This window comes from Cellvibrio sp. UBA7671 (assembly GCA_002483145.1).
Lineage (GTDB): Bacteria > Pseudomonadota > Gammaproteobacteria > Pseudomonadales > Cellvibrionaceae > Cellvibrio > Cellvibrio fibrivorans.
The window spans coordinates 320,417-335,611 of sequence record DLHJ01000003.1 but is presented as its reverse complement, the minus strand read 5'-3'; the positions used below and the strand labels follow the sequence as shown (position 1 = coordinate 335,611).

The window sequence follows — 15,195 nt, the reverse complement described above, 5'->3', positions numbered from 1 at the left end:
TGTGTGAAAATTATTGGCTGCGATCTTTGCGATAGCGCACGGCGTGCAAGCTGCCTAAACGTTTCAGCAGCGCGCGAACGTTATTGCCGTTGCTGGTTAGCGCGTAGTCCAGACGATCTTTTTCACAGGCATAATCAGATTGTTCGGCAGTTGATAACCTTGTTGCCCCTGCTTTGGTTGGATCAAAATATTGTGTCCCCGTGCCGAACGCAGCGCGGAAATTGTGTTCGACAAAGCAGTAGCGAACTGCATCCAGAGTAGAGATTTTTTGTGCAAGGTCTTCGGCATTCGCAAACGCAATACTGGCTCCATCGGTAGGGCTGGTAATTCCGGTAAAGACGCCTGCGGAATTAATGGGAATGTCATCCAAGTTGTGGGTGCGTCGGCGGCTACCGGCGTCCAGATTTTGATAGGCATATCCCACTTGCAGGAACGGGTTGTCTCGCCACTCTGGCGTGTCCTGTAAGTTGTAGCTGTAGGCATTCTGGCACAGCAGGCGGTTGCGGATTGCCAGTGCAAAAGCCGGTGACGACGGTTCAGTCATTGAGCTTTTGCTGGCCACAAAAGCCCCGCTGGTCAACAAGCCCCCTTGGCGAATATGGCTGGGAAAATTGGTTTTGACGAACTTGTCCTGATTAACGATGACGCTACCCAAGCCATAAAAATTCACCAGGGTTTCGTTAACTATGCCGTAATTATTCGCCAATAATTTACTAAATGGTCCCGCTCCATCTAACGCAATATGATTGAAATATTCCTGCATTTCCATACGCATGGATTCATCAACTTTGGGATTGAAACCGCTAACCGTCACCGGGAACAGGTTGTTATTGGTTGCGCCCGCCTCCAGCCACTGGCTCGCGAACCTGCCAAAGTGCGCGCGCGCGCTGGTTTTGCTGAGTAAACGATTAACTTCTGTTTCAATCGCCGCATCTGTTGTCAATCCGCTATTTTTTGCTGCGCTGAGTAACTCTGCATCGGGTGTACTCCCAGTAAATGTAAATGCGAGGAACGAGGCCAATTCGTAGGGCGTCAGCACATAACTATCGTTGTCAATTGTTTGCGTGGGTAAGGTTGCGCCGGTATTGCCAGCACGAATATCGCTCACCGCTATCCCGGTTTCTTGACGATACAAAAATTGCGGTGAGGACAACGCGGTACTTAAAGCCAATTGCAAAGCCTGAGTAATCTGCTCAGTGGTAGTGGCATCAGAAAACAGGGAGCGGTATTCCTGAATTTCTATCGTGGTAGCAGGGCGACGGAAAATGTTCGTAAGCTTTTCTTGTGTGAATATGTCAGCACATTGTTGCGCCGTTAATCCGGAGCAATTCAGGAATCCCGAAAAGTTGGTCGCCGCGGCCCGGCTGGAAATTCGATTGGCCAGGCTCACAAAATTTCGTTGCACAGCTTTACTGATGATTTCCTGTGTGTTGTTTTCAAATCCGTTGACGTAAGTGTTGGCCAACAAAAAATCCAGACTGCCAGGTAAATCGGTTGCGATGTTTACACCGGTGAGGTCGCGCACACTATTGCTGTACTCAGCGCGGGTTAACACGCGCAGCAGACGCGGCCCGTAGGTAATTTCGTTCGTGCAATTTGCCAGCGGCGGAATGGATGACGAGCTGGAAGAAATACTACTGGAAGATCGCACACTGCTACTGGATGACAATATAGAACTGGAAGACTTCCGGCTGCTAGAAAAAATAACAGAGCTTGAAGATTTTATACTGCTGGAGGAGATTACTGAGCTGGACGATTTCAGGCTGCTGGAGGAAATGACTGAGCTTGATGATTTCATACTACTGGATGAGCTCATACTGCTAGCGCTTTTATTGCTGGATGCGCTAGAACTGGTTTTTCCAAGGCATTTAACACCATTCAGCAAAAACTCAGTCGGTTTGGTTAGAGTAGTGCCGCCGGGAAAGGATAGATTAAAACCAAAGTTAATCGATTGATTGGTGTTAATGTTGCCATTCCATGCTGCATTTTTAACGCGCACCGATTGCCCAGTCTGGGTGTAGGCGCCATTCCATAGTTGGGAAATTTTCTCTACATTGGAAAAGTTCCACGCCAGTTCCCAGGTGGTTTTTGGGGCGCCGTAATTGACGATATCTACGCTGAGTGTTGCACCATTGCCCCAATTAGAGTTGATAGAGTATTTGACTTCGCACTGCGCGTTTACATTGACGGTGTATGTCATCAATATTCCCGCTGCTGATAAGAGCGATAAACTTTTTAAATTCACAATTAAGCTCCTTGTTGAACTGCAATAAAGTAAGCCATTTTTTTGGCACGACGAATCCCTACCAGAATTGGCATGTGATCGAAAAAAATAGCTAAATGTTGGTTGATGGGCCGATCTTGTTATAAGTGTGATGCAGGTTTTAAAACTGAAAAAATATTTCTATTTATTATTGTTGGTGTGAGTTTAGGAGATTATTTTTTCCCCTCGCATTCAATTTTTGCAATTAAATTTTGCACATGAAATTGTTGTTTTATAGGTGCTTAAATTAATCGCCGAATTCAACATTTTTTGCGAAGAATACCGTATTGATGATTTGTTGAGTGTTTATAGAGGGCGGTGCAGGAGTTGTCAACAGTGGGTAGAGCGGTAAGTTTGAGGAAAAAATAAGGGCGACTTTAAAGTCGCCCTTATTTTTTAGTTGGGATTAATAGTGATGTTAATTTCGTCTTCGACCCTCTCGCCACTAGGGTTGAGAATGACATTGCCGCTTCCATCGCGCACTTCGGCAATTACATAAATAATTGCGGCAGTAGTAAGGTTAAGGTCGGTGTTTACACTGAGTTCACCTGACGAAGATATAGTAACTTTACTATCGTCAGTAATGTTGTTGTTGCGGTCATCAATCTTCCATACAACGTTATTCGTGTAATCATCTTTGGTGGAGTTATCAATATAAGTAGCAGTAAGATTCAGATTCAATTTGCTACCTTCCGACAAAGATAAATTTGAAGTGCCACCATTTTCATTTTCAATTTCAACAGATTTAAGTCTGCGTTCCGAAATGGTCAAATTCTTTGTGCCCTCTTCACCTCCGCAAGTACCTTTAAGCGTAACAATTTTACCGTTGGCGATGCCATTTCGCGCAGTAATTTTGGTGCCCTCGATTAGCAGTAGATCGCTAGGAGATGCAGTAATCGTGGAGTTATCAGTGATATCTATTGGGTTTGCCGGATCTGTGTAAATACCACTGACCTTAACGGTTGCAGTTTCCCCATCGCGGAGTTCAGTCACTGCAGGAGTCGTTGCGACTACGATTGTCGCTAATCCGTCGTCGACAGTAACGTTGAACTGGGGTGATGGTATTTCTTTGTTGTTGTTGTCAATGCCAGTGGCAACCAATGTAATTGTGCCGCTGTTAATAGTGCTTAGTATTCCTTTGGTGGCGTCTTTGAAACTCCCTAGATTGGCACCGCTGACAACTTTCCAAGTAATTGCATAGGGCAGAACCAATGTTTCGTCAAACGTTGCCTTTGCTACAAGCGTAAGATTCTGGCATTCATTAACTACATTGGACGTGGTCTCTATGGCTACACTTGTAAGATTTGCATCGGATACGGTAATGTCTTTAGGTGTAGCTTTCAGGCCTGCATACTCGGCAACTAATGTGAAATTACCTTTAACTCCGGCGGCAGTAAAATAGCCGTCTTTAATCTTGCCGATATTTTCTACGTCGGAATCCGTTATTTTCCAGGTGGCTTTTTTGGTTAGATTGATTTCTTTCCCATCTTTATCCACACCAATTAGTTCGAATTGATAAAAACTTTTGAAATGAACATAGCCGAGGTTTTCGGTGATTTTTATTTCAGTTACGCCGTTTTTACTCGCATCAACCGTTTGCGCAACACGTGCGCTGTCGCCATCACCGCCGCCGCAACCGCTTAAGCTGAATGCGCCCATGCTTACTAACAGGGCGAGTGATAAATGTATTCCTTTAGAACGCATAGGTAACTCCCAGGCCGAGGCCATCAACACGTAAATTGTCATCGTTGTAGTAGCGCAGGTAATCGAGCGTCCAGTAGAAAGGTTTGCCTTCTATGACCTGATCCTGCAAGGAGATGCCATAACTGAAGTCAGAAAAGGTATCTTTGTTACGCCCGCTTTCCCCTAAAGCCGGCAAGTAAGTTTCGATCTCGGTCGATGCATAACCGAGCAAAATACTCACTTTCAAATCTTCTGGCTGTGTATCAGGGTTGGTCAGCGTTAGATAGATCCCGCTCTGCTGAGCGATTTCCAGCGTTAACTCATTGGCTTTGTCATCACTCATGGGTGCCGCGACCATGCCTTGTAAGCCGATACCATCCAGCAATCCATCGGTAAATTCGACATCCGCTTTAAGCTGGAACAATGAGGGCGAAAGTTTTTCGCTCGATGCTTTGACTTGGGTATAAACCCCTTGCCCCGACAGGTGAAATGCCACTGGGACATCGGCCTGCGCGCCCAAGCTGGCGAGGCCGCTTATTGCGCTGATAACTAGTGCCAATCGTTTACACATAAGTATTCCTTGCTGTGTGATGTTGTAGTGATTATTAGCGGTTTGGCTGCACATTATTCCAGATTGTTACTGCGAATAACGGTGCGCAATTCATGAATATAGGCACTGCCGCGCCCGGAGTACTTACCCAATTCGGCCACCATCGCACTGCCGGTAAATTGTTGCGGTGCATCGCGTAACTGCGCGCGCAGCTGCCGCCAGGGGCGATAGGCGTTATGGGTGTTGATATTGTTGAAGTATGCCGTAATCGACTCTTCCACATTGTTAAATTTCTTAACTTCGTGTTTGGCGCCAGCGGGGCGCTTGCTGGGGACTATGCCGCAGCCGGGCTTGTAGCACCAGTGGCCAAACAAATTGTGCGCCTCTTCAGCAAAGCGTGAGGTGCCCCAGCCGGATTCTACCGCCGCCTGCGCCATCACCATTGCCGGTGGAATGACATCCACACGCAGCAATAAAATCTCCACGGCTTTGGCGTCATCCGGGTAGGTTTCATAAGTCACGTGAAATTTCTCACGCAGTTTTTCGAGGTTGCGTTTATTCACCCCGGAGATAGTTTGCGACGCATCCCATTCGGCTTTTATTTTTAATAAACGTTCACGGGATTTTAATAATTTTGCATTTTTTTCCGCGATCATCGGGCGCAGCATGTCCAGGAATTGCGCTTTGCGCTCGGGTGTTTGTTCGATCGCGGCGAAGTCGGGTAGCAGGGTGCTGCTGGTGAGTTCATCCTGATCCATAAAAAGCTGTTGTGCAGGGATGCTCGCCAGCGCGAGTACCAAGACCAAAGTGGCGAGTGGAAAGGCGACCAGTAAAAAGCCCAGTAGCCACTGCGAAGCGTTCTTGTTCATAAAACGGGTTATCCAAAAATTAACAATAAAATATCGGGTGAGTTACAAATCGAGTTGTTTGCGCAACTCTTCCATACGTTTTGCGTTTTCTTCTTTGCTGAGCGGTCTTTCAATTGTCTCAGGCAGTGCTGGTACATTCGGTGCTGGCAAGGTAGCGCCATTCATTACCTGCTCACACAGTTTTAAATAGTGTCGCTCAAAAATCGGGAAGGCGACTTTTTCGGCGTTGGTGGTTAAAAAATACCAATCACTCGCACAGCCAGCGTGATACACCGCCGGGTGGCTCCATGCATAGGCCGCTTTAGGGCTGGGTGCGCGGCAGGCTTCTACATAAGCTTGATGTGCATCGACCAAACCGAATTTGCCTGGTTCGCCTTGGCAGGCGCGAATCATACGGTGCAACGTGGGTAAATACTCTGACTCTTCAATCACTTTGCGCGCACCGCGCAAAATTGTTTCCGGCGCAAATTGCGCGAGTGAATTCAACCAGAGGCGGCGCGCCTGATTGAGCAGTTCATTATCTTTAAATGCCGCGTAATACTGGTTGTGATAGTTGATGCGAAACAACGCAAACACCTGATTGATCGCATCGATATGGCCTTCGCCCGGCGCAGGCTGCTCGCGTTGTGATTGCGTTGAATCAGCTTGCCCAGCTGCGGTCGTTGAGTTGTTCTGCGAGGCTGCTATCTCTTGTGCGACCTGTTGAATGAGGGAGTTGCTGTCCTGCATGATTAACCTGCTGCGAATTGACGGTTGTTAATGCGTGTTGTTTGGCCCAGTGATATTTCACATGCTGCAAAAATTTGGTATTCCAGCTTGCATAAACCTGGTTGCTATCGCGCCAGAATAAAACGAATTCGGTCACTTGCTGTTGCGCAAATTTTAAATCGATATTGGCGAGCTTGAGTACATCGTAAACATCTTTGCCCGGCTGCCAATTGTCGGGAATGCGTTTGGGTTCGGTGTCGTGCTCCAGTGCCGAGTTGTAGCGCATCCACTGGCGTTTAACGTGCTGGATAAATTTGCTGTTCCAGGTGCGGCCAACGTCGCCGCGCTCTTGCCAATAGACCACAAATTCCGGGATGGAATCCTCCACAAACGCGAGGCTGATGTTGGCGTGTTTCACCAGTACTTCAAGCGCGTCTTTGCTCGGCCGCCACTGGCTGTGCATTGCTGTTTCCAAATCGCGATTTAAAAATTCCGTATCGCGTTCGCGCACTTGTCGCTCGCTCTCTTCGCGCTTTTGGCGGGCGATTTGTGTTTCATGGCTGCGCCATTTGTGCAGCACATCTTTTAAAAACTTTGCACCCCATGAGTGACTGGTCTCGCCGCGCTCGCGCCAGTAAGTCACAAACTCCGGCACCTGCTGACGGACAAATTCCGCCGGGATATTGTGCTGGGCGATCTGCCGCAGCAATTCCTGATCCGGCTGCCAGTAGGGTGCGATCAAATTAGCACCGGTATTGATCGCGGGTGTCGCAACCACTGCATCGCTGCTGCCTCGGCCTACTTCATCAAACGCCAGCGTCAGGCGGCGGCTTTCTACATAGGGTGCGGACGCCAGCACAATGATGCCCTTATCCTTGAGGTTGCGGCTGATTCGCTGCACATCGTAATCCGTCCAAAACGGCATAGCGCGGCTGACCCAGGTTTCATCCAAATCCAGCCACTCGCGCCCGTTGGACGCTACAAGCGGTAAATAGGTCGCCATATCGCCCAAAATCGACAACATACACGCCTCCTCCAGCCCGATAGTGGCGGCGAGGGAAGGGGAAATCAGCAGCGGGCGTTCGGGAATCAGCGATGAACTCATGGCTCTCAGGTCGCAGTTGACCAAGTAACGGCAAAGGTGGGAATTGTAGGCGGATAGGGGGCAGTGTTCCAGTGAAACTAGCGTATCGATCAACCCTATTGTGCTATATCCACATAGCTCATCACTGGGCAAGTATCTGATCTGTCTAGTGGCAAGTGGCCATTTTTATGTAGGACATCGGCGCTGAATTACCATTCGGTGATGCATTTCAAAAGCAGGATAAATTAAGCAAATAGGCATGTTGACCATATGGAATGGGGGGGGGTAGGATGCCTGCGCCTAGGTTAGGTAAACGATTACATACACAAATGGAGTGTGAAAATGGAAGTTAAATTTAGGCCTTATCCAAAGTACAGACAGTATGTCTTTTTTCTAATAAGAGGCGCTTTGTGCTTGCTCCCCTTATCAATTGTTCTCACGGTGATGCCTGTCAATGCTGCTTGGGTTTGTAAGATGGGTGAATCTTGCGCCATGATTGATAGGACATACTATTGGGAGCGAGTGTGTAAACCAACACAGCAATGTAATTGGGTGCCTGATGCGACGCCACCGCCACCGCCACCGCCACCAGCTCCACCCGTGCCAGCACCACCAGCCCCACCAATCAAAACTGTAGAAGAAATTGAGCGAGAGGCGCATGTGAAGTTTTGTAAGGAGTTTCCTGCTGAAATTACGTTGGCTGTAGAACGATGTGAAAATGCTGCTATTGGCAGATACAGTATGGTGTTATCAACTGCGTGTTCCTCAGGTGTATATGATTTTAGCTTTAATATAAAAGATCGAGCGACTGTTTCAGTATCTATGGGGGTGTCGCCATCAGATTGCCGGGCAACCGCTGAGGGTGCGATGATGTATGCACGTAGTAGTTGTAAGTTAAGCGGTAATGAATATCGGCATGCGCTCGCTAAAAATTGCCAAGATGTGAATTAAATTTTCAAAGTACAATTTTTTATTGCGCCTCCTTTTGATGAGAGTATGAAACATGAGCAAGGTGATTCTGAAAAAAATTCCTATTGTTATGGTGCTCATCCCGGTTGTTTTTTTTGCGGCACTATTTGTAAATAGTTATAAGTCTTTCTTTAAGGGCGACGAAGGCCATGACGTAAAAAAAATGCCTATTCCTAGTGGGTCGTCGTCGGATCAGGCTCGATCGAGCGAAGTGCAAAATGTAAATTCGTTTAAGCGTAACGAGCAGGAGAAATGGAACCCAATGGGATCTGCAGCAGATGCAGCAGAAATTAAAAACTGGTTTGCGCAACGTGGTAACTTTAGTTTCATGGGGGATGAAAAATTAAATGACTATGCAACATATGATGATGCTACTTTAAATCAGCTCGGTGATGCAGGTGATTTAAGGGCATTGCACACGCTTGCTGATAGATCGAAAAATATTAAAGATTTTAAAAGCACGTTATATAAAGCGTCGGTTTGGGGTTCCACAGAAGCTCTCATCCGAATGGGGGCAATTAGTGAAGCTGATGATTTGGATAGCATGAGTGCTGAAAGTAGAAAGCAGATGATTATTGATGCCCTATCTTATTACGATGCTGCTCAATTGAGAGGTGATTGGTGGGGCAATATTGTGCGAGGTCAAAGTCTTTTAACGCGATATTCCCATGACTTAACCCAGCATGATAAAAGTATAATTCAATCTAATGCAAAAAAAATATATGCTGACATTCAGCGTGAAAGAAATGAATTAGGACTCGGCGAATTTGATAACAGTGTTCCTGAATCGGTTATCAAATTTTATGAAGAAATGATCCGGCCTCTATAAAAATTCCTTTGATATCTAAATTTGCCGGGCTTTTTTCCTGCCTTTTTATTGGAAATCTAATACTGATTCACAAGTGCGGCCATCAGGCGCGGCAGGGAATCCCAATACTAAACCCCGCCCCTTGGCTTTGGTCCGCATCTATCACAATGTCCCCACCCAATTTCTGCGTCACTAAATTATAAACAATCGACAAGCCCAAGCCCGAGCCGCCAGTGCGGCGCGCGGTGGTAAAAAAGGGCTCGAAAATTTTGGGGCGAATATCATCGGCGATGCCGCAGCCATTGTCGCGGTATTGAATTGTGATCTGTTCAGGTGTTTGGTTAAGTTCAATGCGAATTTGTTTGTCGGCGGTGTGATGGAAGGCGTGGTGGATGGAGTTGGTGATCAGGTTGGTGACAATTTGGGCAATGGCGCCGGGGTAGCTGTTGAGCGTTATATCTGCGCCTGGCAAGAGTACGCAATTGATGTGGTTTTTTTTCAGTAGGGGTTGCAGGCTTTTTAAGGTGAGGTCGATACAGCTGCGCAGTTCAAATTGTTCTTCTTCGTTGGCGGTGTGGATGGAGCCAGATAATTTAAAATTCTGCACTAGCGTTGCGGCGCGGGTGAGGTTGGTATTAATTAAGCCTAACCCATCTTCTAACCCTGCTAAAAATTGGGCGAATTCTCCTTCATTGAGCGCTTCATCTTTGTAAAGTTTTTGCACGCGTTTTAATTCACTGGCGCAATGGCTCGATGAAGTGACAGCAATACCGAGCGGAGTGTTAATTTCATGGGCGAGGCCAGAGACCAAACGGCCGAGCGAGGCGAGTTTTTCGCTCTCGATCAGTTTTGCCTGGGTGTGGTTTAAATTGCGCAGTGCATCTTGCAGGACATTGGTGCGGTCGTTAATTTTTTGTTCGAGCTGTTCGTTAATCTCTTTTAATTGCCGCTCGTAATCATTGCGCTGGGCGGCGCTAATTGCGCGGCCATAGGTGTCGGCCAAGGCACTGGCGAAGGCGATCTCTTCATTGCTCCACGTACGCATTTCACCTTGATGTTCGCAGCAGATAATGCCGAGCATTTCACCTCTGTGGCGAATCGGCGCATCGAGCATGGAGGTAATCCCGAATGGGATTAAATAACTCGTGCGAAATTCATTGGTGTTTTCATCGTGCTGGGCGTCGTGGGCAACCACGGCGCGCTCACTGTCCAGACTATTGAAGTAGTGTGGGAAATCCTTGCGGGCGAGGCATAAATCCGTATCCAGTTTACAGTCGTCGCCATCAATCAACATTTTGCCGCAAATAGCTTGTTTGTCTTCCGAGAGCAACCAGATGCCTGCGCGGCTGATTTGCAAACCCTGTGTTGCAGCCGAAAGGATCAATAGGCCTGCAGTTTGCAAATCGCCTTCGTCAATCATTGATGATTTGGATACATCGAGCAAAATATCGTAGAGCGTATTTTCCATAGTGAACGGCTGTATCAATGCTGGGGGTGATCGGGAAAGTGGTGGCGAATATCGCGGAAGTTGTCAAACAGTGATAGCGCAGCTTCAACCAGTGCCGGATCAAATTGTTTGCCGCTGCGTTCGCTCACATATTGGATGATGGCATTTTCTTGCCAGGGCTTTTTATAAGCACGCTCCGATCCAAGTGCATCAATCACATCGATAATGGCGACTATACGCCCCTCCAATGGAATGTCTGCACCTTTTAACCCGGAGGGATAGCCATTGCCATCCCAGTGTTCGTGGTGGCTCAACGCAATACGCGCTCCCATTTTGGCGATAGTGCGAGTGGAATCTTTTAGTAATTCGTAACCAATTTGCGCGTGGGTTTTCATCACCTCCCACTCAGTGTCATTCAATTTACCCGGTTTGTGCAAAATAGTTTCGGGTATGCCAATTTTACCAATGTCGTGCAGTGGCGATGCATGGCGCAGCATCTCCGCATATTCACTGCTTTGCCCCAGTTTCAACGCCATGAGTTCACACATGAGTGCAACGCGCCGCACATGGGAGCCGGTTTCCTTTGAACGCTGTTCAATGGCATCACCCAGTACCAGCAGCAATTCTTTTTGGGTTTCCTGGATGTGTTCGCGGCTGTGCAGGTTTTGGAAAATCAGGGTGATATTGGCGGCAAATAGTTTCAGTATTTCATCTTGCACGGCATTGTGTTCTTCGCGAAAGCGGGTGTAGAGCACGCTGCGGGTATTTTCATCGGTGTGGTAGTAACCAATAAATACGTCTTCTGTCACTGTTGGTTGCTGGCTCTCTAGCGTATCGATAATGGCCTGTTTAACATCGGCGGGTAGTATATCGGTATCCCATTGGGTGTTGAGTTTGACTTCATCGCCAGTAGCAGCAAGTAAAATTAATTCGGCATCACCAAATAAATCCACGTGCTGGCTGACCAAATACATTTCTGCAGTTTTGATGCCGAGCAGTTGCACTGTGTGGCTGAGAATGGCGTTACCAAATTGATACAGCGTTTGGCTGCGCAATACAGAATCCGATGCGGCGATCACCTTTTGCATGCCGCGTTTACTGGCTTCAATAGTCACTATGTCGCGGTAGGAGCGAATGGAGGAATAGACACAGGTTTTTAATTTGGTATCGGTTAATTCGGTTTTGCTTTTGTAATCGTTGATGTCGTAGGTGCGGATCACCGTCTCTTCAGGTGCCGTGCCCGGCTGGCCAGTGCGCAACACAATACGCGTGGCATGGTTCTGCAGGTCGTTACGAATTTGATGGATTAATTCCAGCCCGGCGTTATCGGTTTCCATAATTACATCGATAAAAGCCAGCGCAATATCGGGGTGATCCTGAAACAGGCGTAGACCTTCCTCTGCACTATAGGCATTGAGGAACTCTAGCGGTTGCTCATCAACCGGGGTATTTTTCAGCACCATTTGCGTCACTGCATGCACCTGTTGCTCGTCATCGATAATCGCGACTTTCCAGGGTTTGATCTGTACGCTTTTATGGGGTGCCAAAGGGCTTGCTGGCTTTAGAAATTTCATTGTTGTCCTTCCCTATTATTTACAGAGTATAGGTGCTACCTGAATTCGAGTGGCCGCTTCTTTAGATCGTTTTGATAATTCGTTTTCACAACCAATGGCGCTTTTGCAATAACTCCATATGCGTTTTAGTTCTTGTTACAGACTGATACAGACGCATGCGCTCTGTTACACCCAAGCTTGTCACCCGGCGTTAGGCTATGCGCGCTCATTCTCCATCAATAATAGCCGCTGCTATACGTTAAAAAGGAAACTGTCATGCGCTTCTCGCCCAACACCCTCTATGTCTTGATCTGTTCCCTTGTCGCCCTGCCTGTTGCAGCAAGTGATACTGCGCCCGCGCGCGCTGACACTGATGTTGAAGAAATGATCGTGCAGGGACGCAAAAGCGATTACTCGGTGATTACCGAAAATGCACAAAAAATTATCGATGTGCCCGGCTCCCTCGGCGACCCGCTGATGGCGGTATTCAGTTTGCCGGGGGTGATCAGTGAGGGTGATGGGGGCGGTGCGCCGGCCGTGCGCGGTTCATCGCCGAGCGACAACCGCTATCTGGTGGATGGCGCACCTGCTGCCTATGTCTTCCATGCGTTTTCTACGTCTATCTTCAATGAAAATATCATTCAGGATTTTGAGTTGTTTTCGGCCGGATTTGGTCCGCGCTACAGCAATGCGATTGGTGGAATTTTTGATATCAAATTGCGCGATCCAAAAGCCCAGGATATGTACACCAAGGTTGATCTTTCCCTGTTGCGTGCAGGTGTGTTTGTTGAAGGTGAACTGAGTGAAAACTCGGCGTTTTATTTGTCGGGCCGCAGCAGTTTGCTGCAGTATTTTTTTGATGGCGATGAGTTGGAAGAAGAGGAAGGTATTAAGGTGCAGGACGCACCCGAAGACACCGACTATCAATTCAAATACCAATACCGTTTAGGTGACGATCACAAGTTGACGCTAAGTGCGAATGGTGCGAGTGACCTGGCTGCCGCCGAATTCACCGAATTTTCGACCGAGGTATTGGAAGAGCCGGATTTTGCCGGCGATGCCAAAATCAAAAACACCTTTAACAACCAAAGTCTGCGCTGGCAGTTTGCGGCCAGTGCCAGCAGTGAGTTGGGTGTACAAATTGGTCACTACCAAAAAAATGACGATACCTTTTGGGGTGGGGAAAAATATTTTTTTGATTTCACTGCGGAAGATACTTATGCGTTGGCTAATTACAGCGTTGTGGTGGGGAAAACCCACAGCATTTCGCTCGGGGTAGAAACCCATAATACGCAATACAGTTATGATGCCCGTTTTATCAATTATGTGTGTACCGAGTTTGATCCTGATTGTGAATTACGCCGTGGCGAATTAATTGTTGCTGAAGACGCGGTAACGATTAAAGAGCATTCTGCCTATATCAATGACCACTGGGCTATTACCGACGCCTTGGCGTTGGATCTGGGCCTGCAAACTCACTACAACGATTTTACTGAAGAGACATTTACCCATCCCCGCATGGCAATTGCATGGGAATTTATCGACAACTGGACGCTCAGCTCATCGGCGGGCAGTTACAATCGCCTGCCGGACATTGATAAAACATTTCCGCAAATTGGCAATACTCAATTGCAGTCGCCAACATCCAATCACTATACGCTCGGCATTAAACAGGAGTTGGCCAATGAGTGGAGTTGGTCGGTGACAACCTATTACAAAACCATGGATGAGTTACCGCTTGCCAGCGATACCAACGATAACACCCAGCCGTTTTACACCAACAATATTGAGGGTGAAGCTTACGGCGTGGATTTATTTATCAACAAAGGTTTAACCGATCGCTGGTACGGTTGGCTGGCAATTAGCGCCTCGCGCAGTACGCGCACTAATAAACTCACCGGAATCGAACGCGACTATTATCTGGATACACCATTGGTGGTGAACTGGGTAATGAATTACCAAATGAACGAATTATGGACAGTCGGCACACGTTTGACCGCGCAATCTGGCCGTGCGATTACCCCTATCATTGGCATTCAGCCCAATCCCTGGTTTGAGAATCGCATACTGCCGGTATACGGCGAACCCTATTCAGAAAACTTACCGGTTTATGCGCGTCTGGATCTGCGTTTTAAGCGCGAAATGACACTTTGGGGTTACTCAGGTACTTACAATATTGATATCCTCAACGCCCTTAATCGCCGCAATGTCACTGGCCGCAACCTGGATTACAAACGCACCCAGTCGCCACAGGACGTTAAGTTGGAAGATGAAGTGGGCATGGGGATTATTCCGGCAGTGGGCATGTCGCTTACGTTTTAGATTCTATGTTTTAAATTCTGTTTTTAATCTTTTTGAGTACAGGTTGTTAAATAGTTATGTGGATCAGGTTGCGCAGATTTGTTATCGGCAGTGTGGCGGTGATTGCAAGCCATGCGATTACTTGTGTTGCGGGCGATCTCTCCAGCGATGTGCGCAAAGGTGCATCTGGTCCTGACTCTGGCAACGGTGGTTATGTTGAGGTGGGGGCTGGCCTTAACACTTATACCAGCCCCATAGTGGGGTTGCCGGAAGGCAATAAAAAAGGTGAAGTGCACACCGAGATTTTTTTAGATATCAATGCGCGCTACCAATACAACGGTTGGTTTATGGAATTGTTTTCGCAAAGCCTCGAACAATTCACTATGGGCTACAATTTTTTCAATGGTAGCAACGCCTATAATAATGAAGGCAATTGGGCGCTGGATTGGGTCGCGCTCGCTGAACACGATGAAATGAGCGCGGATGAAAGTAACGATTATCGCGGCTTAAAAACCCGGCGCGGTGATTTTATGTCAGGCCCACGCGCGACGGCTTATCTCGATAATTATATTGTGCAGTTGCATGCGCTTACTGATATTAGCCGCACCCATTACGGCGAGCTGTACTCGTTAAAGCTTGCGCGTCACTGGCAGTATCGCAACTGGAATTTTCACGGCATTGTCGGCGCGACCTATCGCTCGCGCGAAATTGCTGATTATTATTATTCCATCGATGCGAGCGAGGCATCGGAAAAATATCCTGAATACAATGCGCCCGCGGGCATGTCATATGTGACCGAATTGGGCGCAACTTATCCGCTCAGCGAAAAGTGGGTGTTTCGCGGTTTTATCCGGCGCATTGATCTGGACAGAAATGCCAATGACAGTCCGCTGATTCTGGATGATCGTAGTGAAATGATCGCCACTGCGATCAGCTACGTGTTTTAGTGACGGAGTTGCA

General features: G+C 47.6%; 12 protein-coding genes. 4 read left to right on the top strand and 8 right to left on the bottom strand.

Annotated elements, in window-relative coordinates:
• Window positions 1-10: 10 nt before the first annotated feature.
• The 6 genes from B4E62_RS03960 to B4E62_RS03935 all read right to left on the bottom strand — a co-directional run bounded on the left by B4E62_RS03960 (window position 11) and on the right by B4E62_RS03935 (window position 7,178).
• Window positions 11-2,245 (bottom strand): DUF1592 domain-containing protein, encoded by a 2,235-nt coding sequence (locus tag B4E62_RS03960; protein WP_331351147.1) that lies wholly within the window; start codon window positions 2,243-2,245, stop codon window positions 11-13.
• A 414-nt stretch (window positions 2,246-2,659) separates the two neighbouring features.
• Complete coding sequence (locus B4E62_RS03955; RefSeq protein WP_331351146.1) at window positions 2,660-3,967, bottom strand: hypothetical protein; 1,308 nt, start codon at window positions 3,965-3,967, stop codon at window positions 2,660-2,662.
• On the bottom strand, window positions 3,957-4,517 hold the full coding sequence (locus B4E62_RS03950; RefSeq protein ID WP_310072820.1) for a hypothetical protein: 561 nt from the start codon (window positions 4,515-4,517) through the stop codon (window positions 3,957-3,959). The genes B4E62_RS03955 and B4E62_RS03950 overlap by 11 nt, the downstream gene beginning before the upstream one ends.
• Window positions 4,518-4,570: 53 nt before the next feature.
• Entirely contained in the window at window positions 4,571-5,365 is a 795-nt protein-coding gene (locus tag B4E62_RS03945) for a glucosaminidase domain-containing protein (RefSeq protein WP_310072819.1), read from the bottom strand.
• 42 nt (window positions 5,366-5,407) lie between these two features.
• Window positions 5,408-6,094 carry a replication protein P gene (locus B4E62_RS03940; protein ID WP_310072818.1) on the bottom strand — a complete coding sequence of 229 codons (687 nt, stop codon included), beginning with the start codon at window positions 6,092-6,094 and terminating at the stop codon, window positions 5,408-5,410.
• The gene (locus B4E62_RS03935; protein ID WP_310072816.1) at window positions 6,006-7,178 is read right to left on the bottom strand and encodes a DnaT-like ssDNA-binding domain-containing protein; all 1,173 of its coding nucleotides are present in this window, start codon (window positions 7,176-7,178) and stop codon (window positions 6,006-6,008) included. Before B4E62_RS03935 ends, B4E62_RS03940 begins: the two co-directional genes overlap by 89 nt.
• Before the next feature lie 321 nt (window positions 7,179-7,499).
• Between B4E62_RS03935 and B4E62_RS03930 the strand changes: the two genes are divergently transcribed.
• Entirely contained in the window at window positions 7,500-8,108 is a 609-nt protein-coding gene (locus B4E62_RS03930) for a hypothetical protein (protein ID WP_331351145.1), read from the top strand.
• Window positions 8,109-8,160: 52 nt separating this feature from the next.
• Window positions 8,161-8,955: a hypothetical protein gene (locus B4E62_RS03925; protein WP_310072812.1), complete on the top strand. Its 795-nt coding sequence runs from the start codon at window positions 8,161-8,163 to the stop codon at window positions 8,953-8,955.
• Window positions 8,956-9,037: 82 nt separating this feature from the next.
• Here B4E62_RS03925 and B4E62_RS03920 read toward each other — a convergent pair whose 3' ends face one another.
• Both B4E62_RS03920 and B4E62_RS03915 read right to left on the bottom strand, forming a co-directional pair.
• Window positions 9,038-10,402: a GAF domain-containing sensor histidine kinase gene (locus B4E62_RS03920; protein ID WP_331351144.1), complete on the bottom strand. Its 1,365-nt coding sequence runs from the start codon at window positions 10,400-10,402 to the stop codon at window positions 9,038-9,040.
• A 14-nt stretch (window positions 10,403-10,416) separates the two neighbouring features.
• Window positions 10,417-11,955, bottom strand: coding sequence for a DUF3369 domain-containing protein (locus B4E62_RS03915; RefSeq protein ID WP_331351143.1), 1,539 nt, complete (start codon window positions 11,953-11,955; stop codon window positions 10,417-10,419).
• A 255-nt stretch (window positions 11,956-12,210) separates the two neighbouring features.
• Between B4E62_RS03915 and B4E62_RS03910 the strand changes: the two genes are divergently transcribed.
• Both B4E62_RS03910 and B4E62_RS03905 read left to right on the top strand, forming a co-directional pair.
• The gene (locus tag B4E62_RS03910) at window positions 12,211-14,256 is read left to right on the top strand and encodes a TonB-dependent receptor plug domain-containing protein (protein WP_331351142.1); all 2,046 of its coding nucleotides are present in this window, start codon (window positions 12,211-12,213) and stop codon (window positions 14,254-14,256) included.
• 68 nt (window positions 14,257-14,324) lie between these two features.
• On the top strand, window positions 14,325-15,182 hold the full coding sequence (locus tag B4E62_RS03905; RefSeq protein WP_331351141.1) for a MipA/OmpV family protein: 858 nt from the start codon (window positions 14,325-14,327) through the stop codon (window positions 15,180-15,182).
• The last annotated feature ends 13 nt before the right edge of the window (window positions 15,183-15,195 follow it).

Coding starts and splice junctions, on each gene's coding strand:
- B4E62_RS03955 (WP_331351146.1), bottom strand. CDS start 3,967: ATGCGTTCTAAAGGAATACATTTATCACTCGCCCTGTTAGTAAGCATG.
- B4E62_RS03950 (WP_310072820.1), bottom strand. CDS start 4,517: ATGTGTAAACGATTGGCACTAGTTATCAGCGCAATAAGCGGCCTCGCC.
- B4E62_RS03945 (WP_310072819.1), bottom strand. CDS start 5,365: ATGAACAAGAACGCTTCGCAGTGGCTACTGGGCTTTTTACTGGTCGCC.
- B4E62_RS03940 (WP_310072818.1), bottom strand. CDS start 6,094: ATGCAGGACAGCAACTCCCTCATTCAACAGGTCGCACAAGAGATAGCA.
- B4E62_RS03935 (WP_310072816.1), bottom strand. CDS start 7,178: ATGAGTTCATCGCTGATTCCCGAACGCCCGCTGCTGATTTCCCCTTCC.
- B4E62_RS03930 (WP_331351145.1), top strand. CDS start 7,500: ATGGAAGTTAAATTTAGGCCTTATCCAAAGTACAGACAGTATGTCTTT.
- B4E62_RS03925 (WP_310072812.1), top strand. CDS start 8,161: ATGAGCAAGGTGATTCTGAAAAAAATTCCTATTGTTATGGTGCTCATC.
- B4E62_RS03920 (WP_331351144.1), bottom strand. CDS start 10,402: ATGGAAAATACGCTCTACGATATTTTGCTCGATGTATCCAAATCATCA.
- B4E62_RS03915 (WP_331351143.1), bottom strand. CDS start 11,955: ATGAAATTTCTAAAGCCAGCAAGCCCTTTGGCACCCCATAAAAGCGTA.
- B4E62_RS03910 (WP_331351142.1), top strand. CDS start 12,211: ATGCGCTTCTCGCCCAACACCCTCTATGTCTTGATCTGTTCCCTTGTC.